General features: G+C 68.1%; 19 protein-coding genes and 4 tRNA genes. 14 read left to right on the top strand and 9 right to left on the bottom strand.

What is annotated here, in order from left to right:
- From CLV49_RS15250 to dxs, 3 genes are all read left to right on the top strand, one after another.
- On the top strand, positions 1 to 690 hold the full coding sequence (locus CLV49_RS15250) for a DUF3159 domain-containing protein (RefSeq protein ID WP_106565153.1): 690 nt from the start codon (positions 1 to 3) through the stop codon (positions 688 to 690).
- A 214-nt stretch (positions 691 to 904) separates the two neighbouring features.
- Entirely contained in the window at positions 905 to 3,745 is a 2,841-nt protein-coding gene (gene acnA, locus CLV49_RS15255) for an aconitate hydratase AcnA (RefSeq protein WP_106564301.1), read from the top strand.
- A gap of 123 nt (positions 3,746 to 3,868) precedes the next feature.
- Positions 3,869 to 5,848: a 1-deoxy-D-xylulose-5-phosphate synthase gene (dxs, locus tag CLV49_RS15260; protein WP_106564302.1), complete on the top strand. Its 1,980-nt coding sequence runs from the start codon at positions 3,869 to 3,871 to the stop codon at positions 5,846 to 5,848.
- A 76-nt stretch (positions 5,849 to 5,924) separates the two neighbouring features.
- Here dxs and CLV49_RS15265 read toward each other — a convergent pair whose 3' ends face one another.
- The 4 genes from CLV49_RS15265 to CLV49_RS15280 form a co-directional block, all read right to left on the bottom strand.
- Positions 5,925 to 8,060, bottom strand: a complete 2,136-nt coding sequence (locus CLV49_RS15265; protein WP_106564303.1) for a 3-hydroxyacyl-CoA dehydrogenase NAD-binding domain-containing protein — start codon at positions 8,058 to 8,060, stop codon at positions 5,925 to 5,927.
- A gap of 4 nt (positions 8,061 to 8,064) precedes the next feature.
- Complete coding sequence (locus tag CLV49_RS15270; protein WP_106564304.1) at positions 8,065 to 9,261, bottom strand: thiolase family protein; 1,197 nt, start codon at positions 9,259 to 9,261, stop codon at positions 8,065 to 8,067.
- Between the two features lie 72 nt (positions 9,262 to 9,333).
- Positions 9,334 to 10,530, bottom strand: a complete 1,197-nt coding sequence (locus CLV49_RS15275) for an HRDC domain-containing protein (RefSeq protein WP_243696536.1) — start codon at positions 10,528 to 10,530, stop codon at positions 9,334 to 9,336.
- Positions 10,523 to 11,122 carry a DUF3000 domain-containing protein gene (locus tag CLV49_RS15280; RefSeq protein ID WP_243696535.1) on the bottom strand — a complete coding sequence of 200 codons (600 nt, stop codon included), beginning with the start codon at positions 11,120 to 11,122 and terminating at the stop codon, positions 10,523 to 10,525. The genes CLV49_RS15275 and CLV49_RS15280 overlap by 8 nt, the downstream gene beginning before the upstream one ends.
- A gap of 19 nt (positions 11,123 to 11,141) precedes the next feature.
- On the opposite strand from CLV49_RS15280, the gene CLV49_RS15285 reads away from it, so the two are divergent.
- On the top strand, positions 11,142 to 12,347 hold the full coding sequence (locus CLV49_RS15285) for an alpha/beta hydrolase family protein (protein WP_106564306.1): 1,206 nt from the start codon (positions 11,142 to 11,144) through the stop codon (positions 12,345 to 12,347).
- Between the two features lie 48 nt (positions 12,348 to 12,395).
- On the opposite strand, the gene CLV49_RS15290 is transcribed toward CLV49_RS15285, so the two are convergent.
- On the bottom strand, positions 12,396 to 12,830 hold the full coding sequence (locus CLV49_RS15290; protein ID WP_106564307.1) for a SufE family protein: 435 nt from the start codon (positions 12,828 to 12,830) through the stop codon (positions 12,396 to 12,398).
- Positions 12,831 to 12,876: 46 nt separating this feature from the next.
- Positions 12,877 to 13,779, bottom strand: a complete 903-nt coding sequence (locus tag CLV49_RS15295; RefSeq protein ID WP_106564308.1) for a sulfurtransferase — start codon at positions 13,777 to 13,779, stop codon at positions 12,877 to 12,879.
- Positions 13,780 to 13,951: 172 nt separating this feature from the next.
- Between CLV49_RS15295 and zapE the strand changes: the two genes are divergently transcribed.
- Together zapE and CLV49_RS15305 are read left to right on the top strand one after the other, a co-directional pair.
- On the top strand, positions 13,952 to 14,992 hold the full coding sequence (gene zapE / locus CLV49_RS15300; RefSeq protein ID WP_106564309.1) for a cell division protein ZapE: 1,041 nt from the start codon (positions 13,952 to 13,954) through the stop codon (positions 14,990 to 14,992).
- A 137-nt stretch (positions 14,993 to 15,129) separates the two neighbouring features.
- Positions 15,130 to 15,654 carry a type II toxin-antitoxin system PemK/MazF family toxin gene (locus CLV49_RS15305; RefSeq protein ID WP_106564310.1) on the top strand — a complete coding sequence of 175 codons (525 nt, stop codon included), beginning with the start codon at positions 15,130 to 15,132 and terminating at the stop codon, positions 15,652 to 15,654.
- 1 nt (position 15,655) lies between these two features.
- On the opposite strand, the gene CLV49_RS15310 is transcribed toward CLV49_RS15305, so the two are convergent.
- The 3 genes from CLV49_RS15310 to CLV49_RS15315 form a co-directional block, all read right to left on the bottom strand.
- Entirely contained in the window at positions 15,656 to 16,588 is a 933-nt protein-coding gene (locus CLV49_RS15310; protein ID WP_106564311.1) for an alpha/beta hydrolase fold domain-containing protein, read from the bottom strand.
- Between the two features lie 133 nt (positions 16,589 to 16,721).
- Positions 16,722 to 16,862, bottom strand: a complete 141-nt coding sequence (locus CLV49_RS18380) for a hypothetical protein (protein WP_158261994.1) — start codon at positions 16,860 to 16,862, stop codon at positions 16,722 to 16,724.
- 165 nt (positions 16,863 to 17,027) lie between these two features.
- Positions 17,028 to 17,100, bottom strand: a tRNA-Val gene (locus CLV49_RS15315).
- Positions 17,101 to 17,274: 174 nt separating this feature from the next.
- Here CLV49_RS15315 and CLV49_RS15320 point away from each other — a divergent pair.
- The 8 genes from CLV49_RS15320 to CLV49_RS15355 all read left to right on the top strand — a co-directional run bounded on the left by CLV49_RS15320 (position 17,275) and on the right by CLV49_RS15355 (position 22,714).
- A tRNA-Gly gene (locus CLV49_RS15320) sits at positions 17,275 to 17,346 on the top strand.
- Positions 17,347 to 17,398: 52 nt separating this feature from the next.
- Positions 17,399 to 17,469: transfer RNA gene (locus CLV49_RS15325), tRNA-Cys, on the top strand.
- Positions 17,470 to 17,524: 55 nt separating this feature from the next.
- Positions 17,525 to 17,599, top strand: a tRNA-Val gene (locus CLV49_RS15330).
- A gap of 178 nt (positions 17,600 to 17,777) precedes the next feature.
- The gene (gene thrS / locus CLV49_RS15335) at positions 17,778 to 19,700 is read left to right on the top strand and encodes a threonine--tRNA ligase (RefSeq protein ID WP_243696684.1); all 1,923 of its coding nucleotides are present in this window, start codon (positions 17,778 to 17,780) and stop codon (positions 19,698 to 19,700) included.
- Positions 19,697 to 20,254: an HIT family protein gene (locus tag CLV49_RS15340; protein ID WP_106564313.1), complete on the top strand. Its 558-nt coding sequence runs from the start codon at positions 19,697 to 19,699 to the stop codon at positions 20,252 to 20,254. Before thrS ends, CLV49_RS15340 begins: the two co-directional genes overlap by 4 nt.
- 104 nt (positions 20,255 to 20,358) lie before the next feature.
- Complete coding sequence (gene pdxS / locus CLV49_RS15345; RefSeq protein WP_106564314.1) at positions 20,359 to 21,264, top strand: pyridoxal 5'-phosphate synthase lyase subunit PdxS; 906 nt, start codon at positions 20,359 to 20,361, stop codon at positions 21,262 to 21,264.
- On the top strand, positions 21,254 to 21,865 hold the full coding sequence (pdxT, locus tag CLV49_RS15350) for a pyridoxal 5'-phosphate synthase glutaminase subunit PdxT (RefSeq protein WP_106564315.1): 612 nt from the start codon (positions 21,254 to 21,256) through the stop codon (positions 21,863 to 21,865). Before pdxS ends, pdxT begins: the two co-directional genes overlap by 11 nt.
- A 90-nt stretch (positions 21,866 to 21,955) precedes the next feature.
- Entirely contained in the window at positions 21,956 to 22,714 is a 759-nt protein-coding gene (locus tag CLV49_RS15355; RefSeq protein ID WP_106564316.1) for a YebC/PmpR family DNA-binding transcriptional regulator, read from the top strand.
- The last annotated feature ends 2 nt before the right edge of the window (positions 22,715 to 22,716 follow it).

The raw sequence follows: 22,716 nt of genomic DNA on the forward strand, positions 1-22,716 counted from the left end.
ATGAGCGACGACGACACGAGCGCTCGCCTCGAACGGGCCGCTCGCCTCTCCGGCATCGGGCGTCTCGCGGAGTCCGGCCAGGTCGACGGGCGTTCGGTGCTCTCCGCGATCGGCGGGGTCCGCGGTGTCGTCGAGGCGATGCTGCCCGGGTTCGTCTTCCTCATCGCCTACACGTTCACGCGGGACCTCGTCCTCTCTATCGTCCTTCCTCTCGCTGTGGGGGTCGTCTTCGTCGTCGTGCGTCTGATCCAACGACAGCCGGCGTCTCCGGCGATCGGCGGTGTGCTCGGCATCGCGCTGTCGGCGGTGCTCGCCCTCCTCAACAATCGCCCGGAGGACTACTACATCCCTGGGTTCTGGACCAACGGCGGCTACTTCGTCGTCCTCCTCGTCTCTGTCCTCGCCGGGTGGCCGATCATCGGCGTCGCCGCCGGTTTCCTCACGGGTGAAGGGACGACCTGGCGAGCGGACCGCCGTCGGAGGCGGGTGTACGCCGCGCTCACGTTGATGTGGTGCTCGCTCTTCGCGCTGCGCCTCATCGTGCAGATCCCGCTCTACTACGCCGGCGCCATCGAGGCTCTGGGGACGGCTCGCCTCGTCATGGGCATCCCGCTGTACGCGCCGTTGCTCGTCATCACGTGGCTCGTCATCCGCTCGCTGCAGCGCTCCGGTTCCCGCGGCGCCGCCTGAGACCGCCGCGGACGAGCATTCGCAGACGGTCGGCCTGTCCGACGGATCACGGTTCTCGGTGCGTTAGAATTATCTCGACATCGAGATAAATCGAGGATGCGTGGCAGTGCGTCGGCCGCTCGGGAGGTTAGGGCCTCCTTGCTAGCCCGCGGCGCTCCGGGAATCCAAGATTGGTATGAGTGCGCCGCCGCGGCGCCGACGAAGGAGAGGCATCGTGTCAACGGTCAACAGCTTCGGAGCGAAGGACACGCTCCACGTCTCCGGTAACGACTACGAGATCTACCGCATCGATGCGGTCGAGGGCCACGAGAAGCTCCCGTTCAGCCTGAAGGTGCTGCTCGAGAACCTGTTGCGCACCGAAGACGGTGCGAACATCACCGACGCGCACATCCGGGCGCTCGGTGGCTGGGTCCCCACGGCGGACCCCGACACGGAGATCCAGTTCACCCCGGCGCGCGTCGTCATGCAGGACTTCACCGGCGTGCCCTGCATCGTCGACCTCGCCACCATGCGCGAGGCGGTCGAGGCCCTCGGCGGAGACGCGAACAAGATCAACCCGCTCGCGCCCGCCGAGATGGTCATCGACCACTCCGTGATCGCCGACCTCTTCGGCTCGGAGAACGCGCTCGAGCGCAACGTCGAGCTCGAGTACGAGCGCAACGGTGAGCGCTACCAGTTCCTGCGGTGGGGCCAGACGGCGTTCGACGACTTCAAGGTCGTCCCGCCGGGGACCGGGATCGTCCACCAGGTCAACATCGAATACCTCGCCCGCGTCACCATGACCCGCGAGGTGGGCGGCGTCCTCCGCGCCTACCCCGACACGTGTGTCGGTACCGACTCGCACACCACCATGGTCAACGGCCTCGGCGTGCTCGGGTGGGGTGTCGGCGGCATCGAGGCCGAGGCGGCAATGCTCGGCCAGCCCGTGTCGATGCTCATCCCCAAGGTCGTCGGCTTCAAGCTCTCCGGCTCCATCCCGACGGGTGTCACCGCGACCGACGTCGTGCTCACGATCACGCAGATGCTCCGTCGTCACGGGGTCGTCGGCAAGTTCGTGGAGTTCTACGGGGAAGGCGTCGCCGAGGTCCCCCTCGCGAACCGCGCCACCATCGGCAACATGAGCCCGGAGTTCGGCTCGACGGCCGCGATGTTCCCGATCGACGACGTCACGCTCGACTACCTGCGTCTCACGGGACGCAGCGAGGAGCAGATCGCCCTCGTCGAGGAGTACTCGAAGGTGCAGAAGCTCTGGCACGACCCCGCGGTCGAGCCCGTCTTCAGCGAGTACCTCGAGCTCGACCTCGCCACGGTCGTCCCGTCCATCGCCGGCCCCAAGCGCCCGCAGGACCGCATCGAGCTCACCGACGCGAAGTCTCAGTTCGAGGTCGACCTCGGGAACTACACGACGCCCGGCCACTCGCAGGTCGACGCGGCTGTCGAGGGCACGTTCCCGGCCTCAGACCCCATCGGCTTCACGCCGCAGGACGAGGAGACCGCGCACGCCCCGGGCGAGCAGGACGTCAGCCACCGACACGACCACGCGGCGAGCCACTCGCCCAAGACGGCGTCGAAGCCGACGAAGGTCGCTCTCGCGGACGGCGCGGACTTCACGATCGACCACGGCGCCGTCGCGATCGCGGCGATCACCTCGTGCACGAACACGTCCAACCCGTCCGTCATGATGGCCGCCGGCCTGCTCGCGCGCAACGCGTCGAAGAAGGGCCTCAAGGCCAAGCCGTGGGTCAAGACGACCCTCGCTCCCGGGTCGAAGGTCGTCACCGACTACTACGAGAAGGCCGGCCTCACGAGCTACCTCGAGGACCTCGGCTTCTACACCGTCGGCTACGGCTGCACGACCTGCATCGGAAACTCCGGTCCACTCCTCGACGAGATCTCGACCGCCGTCCAGGACAACGACCTCGCCGTGACCGCGGTCCTCTCGGGCAACCGCAACTTCGAGGGCCGCATCAACCCCGACGTGAAGATGAACTACCTCGCGAGCCCCCCGCTCGTGATCGCGTACGCCCTCGCCGGGTCGATGAACTTCGACTTCGAGGTCGACGCGCTCGGGAAGGACTCCGAGGGCAACGACGTCTTCCTGAAGGACATCTGGCCGGATGCGGCCGAGGTGCAGGACACGATCGACTCGTCGATCGACACCGACATGTTCACGCACGAGTACAACGGCGTCTTCGACGGCGACGAGCGCTGGCGTTCGCTCTCGACGCCCGAGGGTGCGACGTTCGAGTGGGACGCCGAGTCCACCTACGTGCGGAAGCCCCCGTACTTCGAGGGCATGACGATGGAGACGACCCCGGTCAGCGACATCGTCGGAGCCCGTGTGCTCGCGAAGCTCGGCGACTCGGTCACGACGGACCACATCAGCCCGGCCGGCTCGATCAAGGGCGACAGCCCCGCAGGTCGCTACCTCGACGAGCACGGTGTGGCCCGGAAGGACTACAACTCCTACGGCTCGCGTCGCGGCAACCACGAGGTGATGATCCGCGGCACGTTCGCGAACATCCGTCTGAAGAACCAGCTCCTCGACGGTGTCGAGGGCGGGTATACGCGTGACTTCACGCAGCCGGACGCCCCGCAGTCGTTCATCTACGACGCCTCGCAGAACTACCAGGCGCAGGGCACCCCGCTCGTCGTCCTCGGTGGCAAGGAGTACGGTTCCGGCTCCAGCCGTGACTGGGCGGCCAAGGGCACGAGCCTCCTCGGCGTGAAGGCCGTCATCACGGAGAGCTTCGAGCGCATCCACCGCTCGAACCTCATCGGCATGGGTGTCGTTCCGCTGCAGTTCCCGGCGGGCGAATCGTGGGAGTCCCTCGGCCTCGACGGCACCGAGTCGATCTCGATCTCCGGGATCGAGAAGCTCAACGAGGGCGTCACGCCCTCGACGGTCCACGTGGTCGCAGAGCCGACCGAGCACTCTCCCGAGGGCAAGTCGGTCGTCGAGTTCGATGCGGTCGTCCGGATCGACACGCCTGGTGAGGCGGACTACTACCGCAACGGCGGCATTCTGCAGTACGTGCTGCGCAGCCTGGTCTGACGCCAGACTCCGCCGACACGACAGACGGCGACCGGATCCGCTTCCGCGGACCGGTCGCCGTCTCTTTTCGGCGACGTGCTGCGTAGAGTGGAAAGCACCGACGATCGGAAGGCGAGGAACGAGATGACAGTTCTCGACGGCATCGACGGGCCACGCGACCTCGATGCGCTCACCCCGCGTCAGCTCGAGGAGCTGGCACGCGAGATCCGGCGGTTCCTCGTGGCCGAGGTCTCGCGCACCGGAGGTCATCTCGGGCCGAATCTCGGCGTCGTGGAGCTCAGCATCGCGATGCACCGGGTCTTCCACTCGCCGCACGACGCGATCGTCTTCGACACCGGGCACCAGTCGTACGTTCACAAGCTCCTGACCGGCCGGAAGGACTTCTCCACCCTGCGCCAGAGGGGCGGGCTCGCCGGCTACCCGCAGCGAGCCGAGTCCGAGCACGACATCGTCGAGAGCTCGCACGCGTCGAGTTCCCTGTCGTGGGCCGACGGGATCTCCCGTGCGTTCACGATGACCGGGCAGGACGATCGCACCGTCGTCGCCGTCGTCGGCGACGGCGCGCTGACCGGCGGGATGACGTGGGAAGCGCTCAACAACATCAGCGACGACAACACGAGACGCCTCGTCATCATCGTCAACGACAACGGACGGTCGTACGCGCCGACGATCGGCGGCATGGCGCGATTCCTCAACGACGTGCGCGTGCGCAAGACCTATCAGACCCTGCACCGCTCGAGCGAGCAGGCGTTCTCCCGCTTCGGCGCGCCGGGACGCGCGATCTACCGGGGCGTCCGCGGCGGTGCGCACGGCTTCCTGTCGCGGTTCACGAACAACGAGGCCCTCTACTCGAACCTCGACATCAAGTACCTCGGTCCGGTCGACGGGCACGATCTGCCGGCGCTCGAGGAGGTCCTGCAGCATGCGCGCGACTACGCAGGGCCGGTGATCGTGCATGCGATCACGGAGAAGGGTCGCGGCTACGAGCCTGCACGACGGGACGTCGCCGACCAGTTCCACGCCGTCGGCAAGATCGATCCGGAGACGGGTGAGCCACTCGACTCCGGCTCGGGTCAGAGCTGGACGGAGGTGTTCGGGGACTCGCTCGTCCGCCTCGCCGGCACGAACGATCGTCTGGTGGGGATCACCGCGGCGATGCTGCGACCGACGGGTCTGCACCGAATGGCCGAGCGCTTCCCGTCGCGTGTCTTCGACGTCGGGATCGCGGAGCAGCACGCTGTGACGTCGGCCGCCGGACTCGCCTTCGGAGGACTTCATCCGGTCGTCGCCCTCTACGCGACCTTCGTCAACCGCGCGTTCGACCAGGCGCTCATGGACGTGGCCCTCCATCAGGCGGGAGTCACCTTCGTGCTCGATCGGGCCGGAGTGACCGGACCGGACGGTCCGAGTCACCACGGGGTGTGGGACCTCGCGCTCCTCCAGGCGATCCCGGGAATCCGCATCGCCGCTCCCCGCGACGGGGCGCGCCTCACCGAAGAGCTGGGGGAGGCCGTCGCGGTCGAGGACGCCCCCACCGTCATCCGGTTCCCGAAGGGCGACGTCGGGGAGGACATTCCGTCCATCGAGCGACTGCAGGACGGCGTGGACGTCCTGTCCCGGGCGGAGCGCCGAGACGTCCTCATCGTCGGGGTCGGCCCCTTCGCTCGGCTCGCGCTGGATGTCGCCGCTCTGCTCGACGCCCACGGTATCGGAGCGACCGTCGTGGACCCACGCTGGGTTGTCCCCGTTCCGGCCTCGGTCGTCGAGCTCGCCGCCGAGCATCGCCTCGTCATCACCATCGAGGACGGCATCCGCATCGGAGGTATCGGGACCCGCGTGCGTCAGGATCTGCGCGCGGCGGGGATCGATACGGCTGTGGACGAACTCGGCCTGCCCGACCGTTTCCTGTCTCACGCCTCGCGCGGCGAGATCCTCGAGGAGGTCGGCCTGTCGGCGAAGTCGATCGCGCGTGGGATCGTCTCCCAGGTGCTCGGGACGCGGATCCCGGTCGCTCGACCGTTGGACGGTTCGACGAACGATGACGACGACGTGCTCGCCGGAGCGGAGCATTCCGCGCAGGCGTCCGACGACGGCGCCCGCTGACCGACGACCCCCGGTAACACGAAGGGCCTCGTCCGCCGCAGCGGTCGAGGCCCTTCGTGTTACCGGTGTGCCGGCCCTACTCGACGCCGGCGATGCGCGGCGAGTGGAACGTACCGCCGAACGCTCTCTCGCTCGCTCCGACGCGGTCGAGGTACGGCGTGACGCCGCCCATCTGGAACGGCCAACCGGCGCCGAGGATCATGCAGAGATCGATGTCCTCTGCGGCGTGCACGACGTCGTCCTCGAGCATCCGGTGGATCTCGTCGGCGAGACCGTCCTGGAGACGACGGAGGATGTCGTCGCCGGGCGTCGGTGCGCCGCCGCCCGACACGATCTTGAGCGCCGTCTTGTCGAAGCCGGTGATCTTGCCCGACTTGTCCTTCTCCAAGAGGGAACCGTGCTCGGCCAACCGGTGCAGGTTGTCCGAGCGGTAGAACCGATCGGGGAACGCGGCGTGGTGCGTGTCGAGGACGTGCGCACCGACCTTGAGGCCCACGAGATCGAGGAGAGCCGACGGGGCCATCGGGAGGCCGAGCGGTGCGAGAGCCGCATCGACGTCGGCGAACGGCGTGCCGCTGTCGACGGCTCGCATCGCTTCTCCCAAGACCTTCGCGAGAACGCGGTTCACGACGAAGCCCGGGGTATCCCGCGTGATGACCGCGTTCTTCTTCAAGGCCTTCGCCGTGACCATGGCCGTCGACAAGGCGACATCATCGGTTGCGGGCGCCGAGACCACCTCGATGAGGGGCATGACGGCGACGGGGTTGAAGAAGTGGAACCCGACGAGCCGCTCCGGGTGAGCGAGACGCTCTCCGATGCGTTCGACCGACAGCGACGACGTGTTGGTCGCGAGGATCGCCTCGGGGCTCACGTACTTCTCGATGTCGGCGAAGACCTCCTGCTTGACGCCGAGTTCCTCGAACACCGCCTCGATCACCCAGTCGGCGTCGGCGAAGTCGGCGCGGTCGGTCGTTCCGGTGACCAGAGCGGTGAGACGGTTCGCCTCGTCCCGCGAGATGCGTCCCTTCTCGCGGAGCGAATCGATCTCCCCCGTGATGTAGGCGAGCCCCTTGTCGACGCGGGCCTGGTCGAGGTCGGTGATGACGACAGGCACCTGGAGGCGACGCACGAAGAGCAGCGCGAACTGGCTCGCCATGAGCCCGGCGCCGATGACGCCGACCTTGGAGACCGTGCGAGCGATCTTCGGGTCGGGTGCGCCGGCCGGTCGCTTCGCGCGCTTCTGAACGAGGTTGAACGCGTAGACGCTCGCCCGGAACTGATCGCCCGAGATGAGATCGGTGAGTGCCTCGTCCTCGCGAGCGAACCCCTCAGCCTTCGTCCCCGACTTGGCCGCCTTGAGCAGGTCGAGGGCGACGTACGGCGACTTCTGGACGGTGCCGAGACGGGACGCGACCTGCTTGCGCGCGATGCCGACGGCCGCGTCCCACTTGACGGCACGCTCGATCTTTCCGGGCGCGTGCGGACGCTTGACCGTCGTCGTACCCGCGATGACGCCGTCGGCCCACCGGATCGACTCTTCGAGGAAGGTCGCGGGGGAGAACCCGATGTCGGCGATGCCGAGCTCGAGGACGTCCGTGGGCTTCAGCATCCGGTTGTTCTTGAGCGGATTCTCGATGACGACCTTGAGGGCGTTCTCGATGCCGATGAGGTTCGGCAGCAGATACGCGCCGCCCCACCCGGGGATGAGCCCGAGGAAGACCTCGGGCAGGGCGATCGCAGCCGCTGACGTGTCGAGCGTGCGGTAGTCCGAGTTGAGCGCGATCTCCAGGCCGCCGCCGAGGGCGAGGCCGTTGATGAAGGTGAAGCTCGGCACACCGAGGTCTCCGAGCCGACCGAGGACGTCGTGCCCCAGCTTCGGCAGGAGGGCGGCGGACCGACGGTCGGGAATCTTGTCGACCTGGCTGAGGTCGGCACCTGCTGCGAGGATGAACGGCTTGCCGGTGACGGCGACACCATGGATCTCGCCCCGAGTCGCGCGCTCGCGCAGCCCGTCGAGGACGTCCCTGAGCTCGAGGAGGGTGGCCGGGCCAAGGGTGTTCGGGCGTGTGTGATCCCGACCGTTGTCGAGGGTCACGAGCGCGAGCACGCGACCACCCGAGAGCGGCACGTCGCGGACGAAGGAGTGTGTGATGACCTCGTCGTCCGACAGGGTGACGAGCGGCGTGAAGTCGATGTTCTCGTAGTCGTTCATGCTGCTACTTCTTTCCCTTCCAGTTCGGGTTCTCCCAGATGACCGTGCCACCCTGCCCGAGACCGACGCACATGGCCGTGAGGCCGTATCGGACGTCGGGGCGCTCGGCGAACTGACGGGCGAGCTGGATCATCAGGCGGACCCCCGACGCCGCGAGCGGGTGGCCGATCGCGATGGCGCCGCCCCACGGGTTGACCCGAGGGTCGTCGTCGTCGATGCCGAAGTGGTCGAGGAACGACAGCACCTGGACGGCGAAGGCCTCGTTGAGTTCGAAGAGGCCGATGTCCTCGATGGAGAGTCCGGCCTTGCGCAGCGCCTTCTCCGTCGACGGGACGGGCCCGAGGCCCATGACTTCGGGCTCGACGCCCGCGAACGCGAACGAGACCATCCGCATCTTGGGCGCGAGCGACAACTCCTTCACGGCGTCACCCGACGCGAGAAGGCTCACGGTCGCGCCGTCGGTGAGCGGCGAGGCGTTGCCCGCCGAGACGCGGCCGTGCGGCCGGAAGGGCGTGCGCAGCGTTGCGAGTCCCTCCATGGTGGTCTGGGGGCGCATGCCCTCGTCCGTCGTCGCGAGACCCCACCCCTGCGCGCTGCGCACGGCGACGGGGACGAGGTCCGGCTGGATCTTCCCGGCCTCGTAGGCCGCGGCGACCTTCTGCTGGCTGCGCATGCCGAAGCGGTCGGACCGCTCTTTCGTGAGGTGGGGGAACCGGTCGTGGATCCGCTCGGCGGTGCTGCCCATGTTGAGGGCGTCCCCGCTCACGAGCTTCTCCGAGAGGAAGCGCGGGTTCGGATCGGCGTTGAAGCCCATCGGGTGGCGACCCATGTGCTCGACTCCGCCGGCGATCGCCAGATCGTAGGCGCCGAAGGCGACACCTGATCCGGTGGTCGTCACGCTCGTCATGGCACCGGCGCACATCCGATCGATCGCGAATCCGGGCACCGACTTGGGCAGTCCTGCCAGGAGTGCCGCCGTGCGTCCCAGGGTCAGCCCCTGGTCGCCCTGTTGCGTCGTCGCGGCGATCGCGACCTCGTCGATGCGGTCCTTCGGGACGTTCGGGTTGCGCTCCAGCAGTCCGATGATCGCTTTCACGATCAGGTCGTCCGCGCGGGTGTCCCAGTACACGCCCTTTTCGCCCGCTCGCCCGAAGGGCGTTCGCACTCCATCGACGAAGTAGACGTCGTTGTTTCCGGCCACAGTGCCTCCTTGTTGGATTACGCCAACGATCTTAGGAAGGGGCACCGACGGTCCCCAATCCTTTGATTCTTTCTACGATTCGTCCGACTCGGCGGCGACGGGCGTTTGGTGGGCAGCGACAAAGGCTTCGGCGATCGACTGTGCGGTTGCGTCAATCTGCCACGGCCGCGCGCCCAGCTGCTCGAGAACCTCGGAGATCGTCTCCGGCGTGGTGGGCTCTGGCGGAATCCACGCGAGCCGACGGAGGAACTCGGGCGTGAGGAGGTTCTCCACGGGGAGCTGCATCTCCTCCGCGCGGGCGATGAGGAGCGGCCTGGCCGCCTTCAGGCGCGCGTCCGCCTCCGGGTTGCGATCGGCCCAGGATCGCGGAGGCGGGAGAGTCTCCCCGGTCCCGCGTGCGACAGGGGGATCGGTCGTGGTGCGACCGCGTTCGATCGCGGCCCACCAGCGGTCGATCTCGGAACGACTCGCGCGGCCGGAGAAGTCCTTCTGGGCGGCGAGGGCATTCATGCTCGTCGGCTGAGTCCGCACGGCCGCGACGATCGACGTGTCGGGGATCAGGCGTCCGGGGGCGACGTCGCGTTCGCGAGCGAGGGCGTCACGTGACTCCCAGAGCTCGCGTGCGATGGCGAGGCCGCGCCCGCCCCTCACGGAGTGGATACCGCTGAGGCGACGCCACGGATCGACTCGAGGAGCCTTCTCGGGACGAGCCACGGTCGCATCGAACTCCTGGCGAGCGATCTCCACCTTGTCGGCTGCGACGAGGTCATCGGCGAGGACGTCGCGGAGGTCGACGAGGAACTCGACGTCGAGGGCGGCGTATTCGAGCCAGGAGTCGGGGAGCGGCCGCGTCGACCAGTCGGCGGCCGAGTGCTCCTTGCGGAGGACGATGCCGAGCTTCTCCTCGACGACGGTGCCGAGGCCTACGCGCGGAAGACCGAGGAGCCGGGCGGCGAGCTCCGTGTCGAAGACCGTGCTCGGATCCAGACCGACTTCGCGGAGGCACGCGAGGTCCTGGCTCGCGGCGTGCAGCACCCACTCCTCGGAACCGATGACGGCCTGCAGCTCGTCGAATCGGCCGATGGCCGGAGGATCGAACAGGAAGACCCCCGAACCGCGGCGGAAGATCTGAATGAGGTAGGCACGCTGCGAGTAGCGGAAACCGCTTGCGCGCTCGGCGTCGACGGCGACGGGCCCCTCGCCGCCGGCGATCTCCTCGACGGCGCGCAGATAGTCCGCTCGCGTGTCGATGACGACACGATCAGTCACGGGCGATCCTCCGTGCATCCAGAGAAGCGACACCCTCCGCGCCGACCGGGGGGAGACCCGCCAGGAGACAGAGCAGCTCACCCCATCCCTCGATGTGAGCGCTCATGGAGCCCTCGCGGGGGGACCAGGAGGCCCGCAGTTCGATCTGGGCGCCGTCCCCGTGCTCGGCGAGTTCACCGAAGCCCGAAGAGAGGATCTTGGTGGCCGTGCCGGAAGCGGCGGCGTACTGCGCTCCGAGCGCGTCGAGCGAATCCACGAGCCACGACCAGGCGACGTCGGCGAGGAACGGATCGAGCCCGATCTCCGTCTCGAGCGGCGCCTGCGCGAAGCAGACGACGCGGAACGGCCCACCCCATGCCTCCGGCTCTGCGGGGTCGTGCAGCAGGATGAACCTGCCGGTGCCCAGCTCGGAGTCGACGCCGTGCCGTGACGGGCGGACGTCGGCGGAGAACGCGACGGCGTTCGGCGCCAGTTGAGCGGGCGCCGGGATCTCGGTGACGACGAGCTCGTCCCGCATCTCGGCAGCACGGATGGCGTCGCGCGCCGCGGCGAAGACGGCCGGGACGGCGTCGGTGATCGGAATCTCTCCCACGGGTGCAGACTAGAGTGACATGACGATGAAAGCTCAGAGGCACGCCGCCCGCCGCCAGCGGGAGACCCCGCGGAGTTCGGGTGTCGCTGCGGCCCTCGCGGCTGTCGCCGTCACCTCCTCCACGGCGGCCGCGTTCCTCGCCCTGGTGTCGACGGTCTCCCGCAAGGTCCTCGTGCCGCCTCGCAAACGGCCGTCGAACTCACGCATCGTGGCCGTCGACCGGCCTGGTCGCGCGATCACGCTCCGCGCGGACTCCGAGACGATCGTTCCCGGTCGATACGGACTGTGGGTCGATGGGTCGGAGCCGTACGTCAAGATCGGCGAGATCCTCTCCCGCTCCGATCGCACGGTGACCCGTGCCGTCCTGTCGAGCAACCTCGCTCGTGTACCCGGCGACGTCGCAGCGGGGATGAGCGGCTGGTTCTACCGGCACCCGCGTGAACTGGGTGTCGATTACGAGTACGTGTCCGTGCCGACGCCTCTCGGCCCGGCGCCTGCGTGGATCGTCCCGTCCGAGGGCGGCGTGGGGGAGGACTGGGTCATCCAGCTCCACGGCCACGGCTCGCAGCGAGCAGAAGGACTCCGCGCCGTGCCCGTCTTCGCCCAGGCCGGTTACACCTCTCTTCTGGTCTCGTACCGCAACGACAACGAGGGGCCTCGGAGTACCGACGGCCGATACGGGCTCGGCAGCACGGAGTGGCGCGACGCCGAGTCCGCCATGGAGTTCGCAGCCGAACGCGGGGCGAAACGGATCGTCCTCATGGGCTGGTCCATGGGCGGCGCGATCGCTCTGCAGACCGTGTTGCGCTCGGACCTGAAGGATCTCGTGGTCGGCGTCGTCCTCGACTCGCCGGTCGTCGACTGGCACCGGGTTCTCGCGTTCCAAGCATCGGCCTCACACCTGCCCGGCGTCGTCCGGGATGCGGCTCTGCACGCGATCGGGAACGACTGGGGGCGCCGCCTCACGGGGCTCGCCGAGCCGGTCGATCTCCACTCGCTCGACGTCGTGGCATCGGCGGCACGGCTCACCCACCCTGTCCTCATCCTGCACAGCGAGGACGACGGCTTCGTGCCGTCAGACGGTTCGAAGGCTCTCGCGGACGCTCGTCCCGATATCGTGCGGCTCGTCTCGTTCTCCGAGGCGCGTCACGCTCGTATCTGGAACCACGACGAGGCCGGCTGGAACGCCGCGATCTCCGACTGGTTGGCCGCCCTCGGCCGCTGAGATCGAGCCGGCGGTCCGTGGGAGGGCGCCCGCAGCGCCCGCGGAGGATCAGGCGACGCGCGCGGCGACCTGACGCTTGATTCGGGCCAGCATCCCCGACATCCCGCTGAGGCGCAGGGGCGAGACGGCTCGGCCGAGACCGAGGCGGTGTGCGACATCGTTCGGCGTCGCGAGGACCTCGTCCGGCGTGAGCCCCTCGAGCCCCTGCACGAGGATGCTGGCGAATCCGCGTGTCGTCGGAGCCTCCTCCGGGGCCGTCGCGTGCAGATGAACGGCACCGTCCTCGATCTCCGCGACGATGAACACAGGGGACTGGCACTCGGCGACCCGCTCCAAGAGCTCGGGGTGATCCGCGAGGCGCTGCGGCAGGACGGGGAGCTCGCGTGAGAAGTCGAGAAGGAGCTGCAGGCGATCCCTTTCGCCGACGGCGAGGAACTCCTCGCTGATCTCCGCGAGGGCGGGTGGGAGGGTCTCGTCGCTCATCCGTCCATTATCCCCGCCCGTCGACGGGCGACGGGCGGGGACCGCCTCAGGTGGACGGGACGGCCCCGGGCTTCGACCCGGTCACGATGGGGACGCGCACGGCGCTTCCCCACTCGGTCCACGAACCGTCGTAGTTGCGGACGTTCTCGAACCCGAGCAGGTGCGTCAGGACGAACCACGTGTGACTCGACCGCTCGCCGATGCGGCAGTACGCGACGATGTCGTCGCCGTCGGCGAGACCCGCCCCATCGCGGTAGATCGTGTCGAGCTCGACGACCGGCCGGAAGGTGCCGTCCTCCGCGACCGCCTTCCCCCACGGCACGTTCTGTGCGCTCGGGATGTGTCCGGCGCGCAGCGCACCCTCCTCGGGGTAGGCGGGGGCCGTCGTGCGCTCGCCCGAGTACTCCTCCGGTGAGCGGACGTCGACGAGGGGATTGCCGAGGTGGGTGAGCACGTCGTCCTTGAACGCGCGGATGACCGTGTCGTCACGCGCGACGACGGGGTAGCGGGTCGCCGGTCGGTCGGCCGGTTCCGTCGTGAGCGGCCGTCCCTCCGCGATCCACTTGTCGCGGCCGCCATCGAGGAGACGCACGTCCTCGTGCCCGAAGAGGGTGAAGACCCACAGAGCGTAGGCGGCCCACCAGTTGTTCTTGTCGCCGTAGATCACCACGGTGTCCGAGCGGTCGATGCCCTTCGACCCGAGGAGGCGCGCGAACCCGGCTCCGTCGACGTAGTCGCGCTGGACGGGGTCGTTGAGTTCCGTGTGCCAGTCGACCTTCACGGCTCCGGGGATGTGCCCGGTCTCGTAGAGCAGGACGTCCTCGTCCGACTCCACCACGACGAGACCGTCGCTTCCGAGGTGCTCCTCGAGCCACTCCGTCGTCACGAGACGTTCGGGGTGGGCGTAGCCAATGAACTTCTCGTCCGAGCTGTCGGTCTCGATGGTCATCGGTGTTCTCCTCGCGATCGGTGCTGCTGTCCACCCGACGCTACCCGTCGAAACTGACGGATAGGCTGGGCCTGCCACGAGCGAATCTACGGAAGCCCTCTCCCGCTGTCACCGTGGCTGTAAGACTTCGACACACGCCTCCCGCCCCGATTCGAAGGTGCCCAGCGACGACATGGCCTCCTCACCCTCTCGACCACCGGTGAGCCTCGCCGCACGTTCCCCGCAGTTCAGCGGGACCGAGCTGGCCCAGGGACTCGCCCCGCCTCGTCAGTTCGCCGAGGCGAGTTTCGAGAACTACCGACCGGACGCCGAGTACCCTTCTCAGGCCGAGGCCGTCGAGATCCTGCGGACGTTCGCCGGCTCGTGGTCGGCGCCGTCACGTGGCGGCGGGCTCTTCTCGCGGAAGAAGAAGTTGCCGGAAACGCGTCCCGGCATCTACCTCGACGGTGGCTTCGGCGTGGGCAAGACCCACCTCCTCGCGGCGCTCTGGCACGCCGCTCCCGGACCGCGGAAGTATTTCGGCACGTTCATCGAGTACACGGCCCTGGTCGGTGCTCTCGGTTACGCGAAGACCGTCGAGCTCCTCACCGGCTCGACCTTGCTCTGCATCGACGAGTTCGAGCTCGACGATCCGGGCGACACCATGATGATGACGCGGCTGCTCACCGAGCTCGTCTCTACCGGCTCCCGACTCGCCGCCACCTCGAACACGCCGCCGAACGCCCTCGGAGAGGGCCGGTTCGCCGCCGCCGACTTCCTTCGAGAGATCCATGCGCTCTCGGGTAACTTCGACACGCTGCGGATCGACGGCACCGACTACCGCCGCCGGACGCTCGAGGGGCACGCGACGACGCAGGACGACGCCGGCTACGCCTCCCGGATCGAGCGCGCGGCAGCCGACGGCGAGACGGTGAGCGACGACTCGTTCGACGCGATCATCGCCCACCTCGCGACGGTCCACCCGTCCCGGTACATCGGCCTCATCGAGGGGATCGATCGGATCGGGATCTCGGGAGTGCATGCGACCGAGTCCCAGGCCGAAGCGCTGCGCCTCGTCGCCTTCATCGACCGCGTGTACGACGCCCAGATCCCGATCGTCGCGAGCGGCGTCCCTCTCGACGAGGTGTTCGGCGGAGACATGCTCTCGGGCGGCTACCGGAAGAAGTACCTGCGCTCGATGTCGCGCATGATGGCGCTCACCGCCGCGGACTGACGTCGGCAGTCCCCACACGATCCCTGAGTGTGTCGACGGTGGCGACCACAGGCTGCCGAGGCACGGATCGTGCCGTCGCTCGTCGTCCTGGGGACGATGGCCCGACTCGTCCCGTCGTGCCGGGTAGTGTTCCGGGCATGGCTCGTTCCTCCGGTCTCCTCGCTGCCGTCGTCGGCCTGTTCCGTCCCCGCTCGAGGAGGAACCCGACGCCGGTCCGCCCGCAGACTCCCGCCGGAATCGACAGCACGTCGACGCCCGGGCGGACGGTCGAGGTCGATCCGCGCGGACTCGGCCGCGTGCGGCTCGAATGGACACCATCCGCGGACGGCGTGCCCGACCCTGGCGAGATCGTGTGGACCTGGGTCCCCTACGAGGAGAACGACGGCCGCGGAAAGGACCGTCCCGTTCTCGTGGTGGCCGCCGGGCGGTCCGGTCTTCTCGGCATCCAACTCACCTCGAAGGCCCACGACGGCGACCCCGACCACCTCTCGGTGGGCACGGGTGCGTGGGACGGACAGCACCGTGAGAGCTGGGCGCGACTCGACCGCGTCTTCCGCGTGGACGCGTCGGGTGTGCGGCGCGAGGCGTCGTTCCTCCCGGAGAAGACGTACCGCGCCGTGGCGAGCGCGCTCGCCCGACGCTACGGGTGGTCCGTCGGCTGAGTCAGTCCTCGGTCGCGTCCCGTCGGAGGATGCGCGCGATGATCGACCGCGCGGCTGCTCCTTCCGGTATGGGGAGCAGCGGATACACGTGGAGCATCCCGGGCGCGCGGAAGACGTCGATCGGGTGACTCTCTTCGCGGGCCCTCCGCTCGAGGGTGATCGCATCGGCGTGCGTGATGTCGCGGGTGCCGGTGAAGAGACTGATGCGTCCCACCCCCGTGAGCGGTCCGTTCACGGGGCTCACGAGCGGATCCGTGATGTCGAGCTCGCCCCTCCAGCGTTCGCCGACGGCTCGCGGCCCGGGCACGTCGAGCCACGGGTCGGACGGCTCGATGCGGTAGATCTCGGGGTCGGTGAAGGTCATGTCGATCACGGGTGAGATCAGCACGACGTCGCGCGGTGACGAGACGCCGCGAGTGTGGAGGAGCTGTGCGACCGACAGGGCGATGGTGCCGCCGGCCGAGTCGCCCAGCAGTGTGACGTTGTGGCCGCCGACACCCTCGGAGAGTCCGTGCGCGATGTCCGCGATCCGCGTGACGACGGCCTGGGCCGTGGCCTCCGGCCGCGGAACGAGGGGATAGACCGGCACGGTGATCTCCGTGCCGGTCGTCTCCGACAGTTCCGCGATGAGGCGCCAATGGAACGCGGTGATCTCGTTGATCCATGCCCCTCCGTGGACGTAGACCGCTCGCCGTCGCGTCCTTCCGGAGCGGGGGCTCACCGTGTACACGGGCCAGCCGTCCTCGTGACGGATCGTGATGTCGACGCGACGATCGAGAGACCGCGGCGGCGCGAACGACTCCGGCCGGAGCACGTGCGACCGTGCATGTTCCATCGTCCGATCAGCGGAGGCGAACATCCTCTTGCTGCCGCGCAGGGTGATGAGCGCCGGGATGAGGCGGGCCAACGTGCTCGGACGGTCAGGAGTCGTCATCGGCCCATCCTCTCAGCTCACGCCGCCCGAAAACCGGGGACGTTCTCGCGCCGGAACAGCGAAGACGGCCCACCGCCCGATGAGCGATGAACCGTCTCCTCCGTCTCAAGCGACCGCAGTCACCCGAGAGGCCTCAGCGCTTGCGATTGACGTTCGAGACGATGTCTCCAGCGTCGGACGTGGCGTCCTTCTTGTTCTTCTTGTCGAGTCGCTTCTCCTTGAGAGAGCGAACGGCCGTCTTCGCGACCGCCTTGCGTGATGACTTCTCCGCCATGGTCCTGCCTCCGTCGAGAGCCGGGGTGACCCTGTAGCCCTGACCGTACGCGCTTTCAGCCGGTCGCGCTGCGAAACCGGCGGATCCACAGGGGAGAGGCGGGAGTGCCGTCGAGTCCTGAAAGCGAAAACCCCGCTCGACCAGTGGTCGTGCGGGGCGTCGTTGTGGGCGATACCGGACTCGAACCGATGACCTCTTCCGTGTGAAGGAAGCGCGCTACCAACTGCGCCAATCGCCCTGATTCGGCGTCCTGCGAGGACGCCTGCGGTACACGATCCTAACGGACGCCGGGGTGTGGTGCGAACCACGATGGTGGCGGTCGTCCGCCGTCCACCGGGCGGCGTGTCTCGGTTTGGACATGCGGTGGGGTTTCGGTTAGAGTTCCAAGGCACCCGGAAACGGGAGCGAAAATGCGGATGTGGCGCAGTGGTAGCGCATCACCTTGCCAAGGTGAGGGTCGCGAGTTCGAATCTCGTCATCCGCTCGAGTGTTGGTGGTCGGCTTCGGTCGGCTGCGGCATGTGGGCAACCACACGCGGTGGCGTGGCCGAGAGGCGAGGCAGCGGCCTGCAAAGCCGTCCACACGGGTTCGAATCCCGTCGCCACCTCAATCATCAGGATCAAGAACTCATTTCCTGAGCCACGCAGACAACTCAACAACATGGGCGATTGGCGCAGCGGTAGCGCGCTTCCCTGACACGGAAGAGGTCACTGGTTCGATCCCAGTATCGCCCACCATCGATATCAAGGCCTCCGGGATTCCCGGAGGCCTTCGTCGTTCCCCGGAGGAGATCATGCCCCGACGGACGCGACGCGACGCGGCGATAGAGTTGGGGACGTAAGCCCCCTCCTCGACGGATAAGGAACAGCTGTGTCAGACGGTTTCGCCAGGTTCACCGACCGGTCCGTTGTCGCCATGCGCGTCAACGGCGAGCTGAAGGACCTGGCGACCACGATCACGGACGCCGACGAGGTCGAGCCCGTGACGATCGACTCCGCCGACGGCCTCGGCATCCTCCGTCACTCGGCTGCTCACGTGCTCGCGCAGGCGGTGCAGCGGATCAATCCCGAGGCGAAGCTCGGTATCGGGCCGCCCGTCACCGATGGCTTCTACTACGACTTCGATGTCGCCGAGCCGTTCACGCTCGACGACTTCAAGCCGCTCCAGAAGGAGATGGACCGCATCATCCGTCAGGGCCAGCGGTTCATCCGCCGCGTCGTGTCGGAGGAGGAGGCGCGCGCCGAACTCGCGAACGAGCCGTTCAAGCTCGAACTCATCGGCCTCAAGGGCGGATCGGATGCCGGCGAGTCGGGGGAGTCCGTCGAGGTCGGCGGCGGCGAGCTCACGATCTACGACAACGTCGACCCGAAGACGGGGGAGACGGTCTGGAAGGACCTCTGCCGCGGTCCGCACCTGCCGAACACCCGCATGATCGGGAACGGCTTCGCCCTCATGCGTGTGGCGGCCGCCTATTGGCGCGGTTCGGAGAAGAACCCCCAGCTCCAGCGCATCTACGGCACCGCCTGGCCCACGAAGGACGAGCTGCGCGCGTACCAGGCGCGGCTCGAGGAGGCGGCGAAGCGCGATCACCGCAAGCTCGGGCGCGAGCTCGACCTCTTCAGCTTCCCCGACGAGATCGGCTCGGGACTCGCGGTCTTCCACCCTCGTGGCGGCATCATCCGCAACGAGATCGAGAACTACATGCGCGAGCGCCTCATCGCCAACGATTACGAGCTCGTCAACACGCCGCACATCACCAAGGGACACCTCTACGAGATCAGCCAGCACCTCAGCTGGTACAAGGACGGGATGTTCCCGGCCATGCATCTCGACGCCGAGTACGACGCCGACGGCGAGCTCACGCGCCAGGGCCAGGACTACTACCTGAAGCCCATGAACTGCCCGATGCACAACCTCATCTACCGGGCGCGCGGTCGCAGCTATCGCGAGCTGCCCCTGCGCCTCGCGGAGTTCGGCACGGTGTACCGCTACGAGAAGAGCGGGACCCTCTCGGGCCTCACGCGCGTCCGCGGCCTCACTCAGGACGACGCGCACATCTACGTCACACCTGACCAGGTCAAGGCCGAGCTCGCTCGCCAGCTCGAGTTCGTGCTGGAGACGCTCAGGGGATACGGGCTCGACGACTTCTACCTCGAGCTCTCCACGAAGGATCCGGAGAAGTTCGTCGGCACCGATGAGGCGTGGGAGGAGGCGACGGAGACGCTCCGCCAGGTCGCCGTGGAGTCCGGCCTCGAGCTCGTGCCCGACCCGGGTGGCGCCGCGTTCTACGGGCCGAAGATCTCCGTTCAGGCCCGCGACGCGATCGGCCGCACGTGGCAGCTGTCCACGGTGCAGCTCGACTTCAACCAGCCGGAGCTCTTCGAGCTCGAGTACGCCGCCGCCGACGGTTCGCGACAGCAGCCCGTCATGATCCACCGAGCGCTCCTCGGTTCGATCGAACGCTTCTTCGCGATCCTGCTCGAGCACTACGCCGGGGCCTTCCCGCTCTGGCTCGCGCCGGAGCAGGTCGTCGCGATCCCCGTCGCCGACGAGTACGCGCCGTATCTCGAGGACATCGTGGCTCGCCTGCGCTCCGCGGGAGTGCGCGCGACCGTCGACCGCAGCGACGACCGCATGCAGAAGAAGATCCGCACCCACACGACGGGCAAGGTCCCGCTCCAGCTCATCGCGGGCGAGCAGGACGTGGCCGGCGGCTCCGTCAGCTTCCGCTTCCTCGACGGCACCCAGCTCAACGGCATTCCGGTCGATCAGGCGATCGAGCGTATCCGCGGCGCGATCGCCGAGAAGGAACTCGTCCTCACGGCGTGGGCGGAATGACGGACGACCGCTCTCCCGTGGAGGATGCCGCGCACCTCGCCGGCGTGCCCGACGAATTCCAGCGTCTGTGGACGCCCCACCGGATGGCGTACATCGAGAACGGCCCGCAGCCGCACATCGACGAGTGCCCGTTCTGCTGGGCGCCTCAGCAGGACGACGAGACGTCGCTCATCGTCGCGCGCGGAACACACGCGTACGTTCTGCTCAACCTCTTCCCCTACAACTCCGGACATCTCCTCGTCTGCCCGTATCGTCACATCCCGCTCTACGACGAGGCGACGCCGGAGGAGGTCGCGGAGATCGGATCGCTGACACAGACGGCGATGCGCGTCGTCCGCGCCGCCTCGAACAACGACGGCTTCAACATCGGGATGAATCAGGGCGCCGTGGCGGGGGCCGGGATCGCCGGACATCTCCACCAGCACATCGTGCCGCGGTGGGCCCAGGACGCGAACTTCTTCCCGATCATCGCTCGGACGAAGGCGCTCCCGCAGCTGCTCGGCGACGTCCGCAGGACTCTCGCCGATGCCTGGCCGGGGTCCCCGGGCCACTAGTCGGGAATTGGCCTGCGGCGACCTTGCATCTGCGGGCCAGTTTCGGTGAATTGGCCCGACCCGCGACGGCGCCCCGACGCCCTGGCGGATCTAGGCTCGCAGCCATGAACCGAACCGCACCCACCTCCTCCGTCACGGGCTCGGACCGCGTCAAGCGCGGACTCGCCGAGATGCTCAAAGGCGGCGTCATCATGGACGTCGTCACGCCCGAGCAAGCGCGGATCGCCGAAGACGCCGGAGCCGTCGCCGTCATGGCTCTCGAGCGTGTGCCCGCCGACATCCGAGCCCAGGGCGGCGTCGCCCGAATGAGCGACCCCGATCTCATCGAGGCGATCATCGCGGAGGTGTCGATCCCGGTCATGGCGAAGGCCCGTATCGGGCACTTCGTGGAGGCCCAGGTGCTGCAGGCGCTCGATGTCGACTACATCGACGAGTCGGAGGTGCTGAGCCCGGCCGACTACGTCAATCACATCGACAAGTGGTCGTTCACCGTCCCCTTCGTCTGCGGGGCGACCAACCTCGGCGAGGCGCTCCGCCGCATCAACGAGGGCGCGGCGATGATCCGCTCGAAAGGCGAGGCGGGGACGGGCGACGTCTCGGAGGCCACGAAGCACATCCGGACGATCAACTCGGAGATCCGGGCCTTGACCGCTCTGTCGAAGGACGAGCTCTACGTCGCGGCGAAGGAGCTGCAAGCCCCCTACGAGCTCGTGGCCGAGATCGCGGAGACCGGGAAGCTCCCCGTCGTCCTTTTCACGGCCGGCGGGGTCGCCACCCCGGCGGACGCCGCGCTCATGATGCAGCTCGGCGCCGACGGCGTATTCGTGGGCTCGGGCATCTTCAAATCGGGCAACCCCGCCCAGCGGGCCGCTGCGATCGTGAAGGCGACGACGTTCTTCGACGACCCGGCGGAGATCGCCGCGGCATCGCGTGGCCTCGGCGAGGCGATGGTGGGGATCAACGTCGCCGACCTCGCCGCGCCGCACCGGCTCGCCGAGCGTGGCTGGTAGCTCGGGAACGCCGCGCGTCGGAGTCCTGGCATTGCAGGGCGACGTGCGCGAGCATCTCTCCGTCCTGTCGTCGCTCGGAGCGGAGGCCGTGCCCGTGCGAACACCGGTGGATCTCGCGAGTGTCGACGGCCTCGTCCTTCCCGGAGGGGAGTCGACGGTCATCGACAAGCTCGCGACGACCTTCGGACTCCGCGACCCGATCCGATCCGCGATCGCCGACGGGCTCCCGGTGTTCGGGACGTGTGCCGGTCTCATCCTCCTGGCCGACCGGATCGTCGACGGGGGCCCCGGTCAGCGCACCTTCGGGGGGCTCGACGTCACGGTCCGTCGGAACGCGTTCGGATCCCAGCTCGACTCGTTCGAGACCGATCTCGATGTGACGGTGCTCGGATCGGGGCTCGTGCACGCCGTCTTCATCCGCGCACCGCTCGTCGAGGAGGTGGGGGCGGCGGCGACGCCGCTCGCCCGACTGGCCGATGGGACGGTCGTCGGCGTCGAGCAGGGTAACCTGCTGGGGTTGTCCTTCCACCCCGAGATGACGGGGGAGTCACGGTTCCACCGCCGCTTCCTCGAGAGGGTGTCGGCGCGCGCGTCGACATGACCGGTCCGCGGTCGGCACGGTGCTGCGCCGCGGACGCATCGCGCTGGCGTTCTACAATGGGTGCGATCATCACGGCAGTAAGAGGAGCACATGTCCGGGCATTCCAAGTGGGCGACGACGAAGCACAAGAAGGCCGTCATCGACCAGCGGCGCGCGAAGTCGTTCGCCAAGCTCATCAAGAACATCGAGGTCGCCGCGAAGATGGGTGGCGCCGATCTCTCGGGCAACCCGACCCTCGTCGACGCCGTTCAGAAGGCCAAGAAGACCTCGGTGCCGAACGACAACATCGATCGCGCCATCAAGCGTGGTGCAGGCCTCACCGGTGAGGTCGTCGAGTACACCACGATCATGTACGAGGGCTACGCCGCGAACGGCGTCGCGCTCCTCATCGAGTGTCTGACGGACAACAAGAACCGCGCGGCGGCCGAGGTGCGCACAGCGATGTCGCGCAACGGCGGCGCGATGGCCGACCCCGGCAGCGTCGCCTACAACTTCGCACGCAAGGGGATCATCGTGGTCCCGTCCGAGGGGACGACGGAGGACGACGTCCTGCTCGCGGTGCTCGAGGCGGGAGCAGAGGAGGTCGTCGCCGAGGAGGACACGTTCGAGGTCTTCACGGAGGCGAGCGATCTCGTCGCCACCCGCACGGCGCTGCAGGAGGCCGGGATCGACTACGACTCCGCCGACGTCGCATTCGTTCCGAACCTCAAGATCGAGGTGGACGCGGAGACCGCACGCAAGGTCTTCCGTCTCATCGATGCGCTCGAGGACTCGGACGACGTCCAGAACGTCTACAGCAACTACGACATCACCCCTGACGTCCAGGCGCAGCTCGAGACCGAGGACTGACC

Origin of the sequence: Labedella gwakjiensis (genome assembly GCF_003014675.1) — a bacterium.
GTDB classification, from domain to species: domain Bacteria; phylum Actinomycetota; class Actinomycetes; order Actinomycetales; family Microbacteriaceae; genus Labedella; species Labedella gwakjiensis.

Bases quoted from the DNA above. Each gene is read 5' to 3' on its own strand.
- CLV49_RS15290 (WP_106564307.1), bottom strand. From the start codon at position 12,830: ATGAGCGACGAGACCCTCCCACCCGCCCTCGCGGAGATCAGCGAGGAG.
- CLV49_RS15310 (WP_106564311.1), bottom strand. From the start codon at position 16,588: ATGACGACTCCTGACCGTCCGAGCACGTTGGCCCGCCTCATCCCGGCG.
- CLV49_RS15340 (WP_106564313.1), top strand. From the start codon at position 19,697: ATGACGGACGACCGCTCTCCCGTGGAGGATGCCGCGCACCTCGCCGGC.
- CLV49_RS15285 (WP_106564306.1), top strand. From the start codon at position 11,142: ATGACGATGAAAGCTCAGAGGCACGCCGCCCGCCGCCAGCGGGAGACC.
- CLV49_RS15250 (WP_106565153.1), top strand. From the start codon at position 1: ATGAGCGACGACGACACGAGCGCTCGCCTCGAACGGGCCGCTCGCCTC.
- thrS (WP_243696684.1), top strand. From the start codon at position 17,778: ATGCGCGTCAACGGCGAGCTGAAGGACCTGGCGACCACGATCACGGAC.
- CLV49_RS15295 (WP_106564308.1), bottom strand. From the start codon at position 13,779: ATGACCATCGAGACCGACAGCTCGGACGAGAAGTTCATTGGCTACGCC.
- zapE (WP_106564309.1), top strand. From the start codon at position 13,952: ATGGCCTCCTCACCCTCTCGACCACCGGTGAGCCTCGCCGCACGTTCC.
- CLV49_RS18380 (WP_158261994.1), bottom strand. From the start codon at position 16,862: ATGGCGGAGAAGTCATCACGCAAGGCGGTCGCGAAGACGGCCGTTCGC.
- pdxS (WP_106564314.1), top strand. From the start codon at position 20,359: ATGAACCGAACCGCACCCACCTCCTCCGTCACGGGCTCGGACCGCGTC.
- dxs (WP_106564302.1), top strand. From the start codon at position 3,869: ATGACAGTTCTCGACGGCATCGACGGGCCACGCGACCTCGATGCGCTC.
- CLV49_RS15265 (WP_106564303.1), bottom strand. From the start codon at position 8,060: ATGAACGACTACGAGAACATCGACTTCACGCCGCTCGTCACCCTGTCG.
- CLV49_RS15305 (WP_106564310.1), top strand. From the start codon at position 15,130: ATGGCTCGTTCCTCCGGTCTCCTCGCTGCCGTCGTCGGCCTGTTCCGT.
- CLV49_RS15355 (WP_106564316.1), top strand. From the start codon at position 21,956: ATGTCCGGGCATTCCAAGTGGGCGACGACGAAGCACAAGAAGGCCGTC.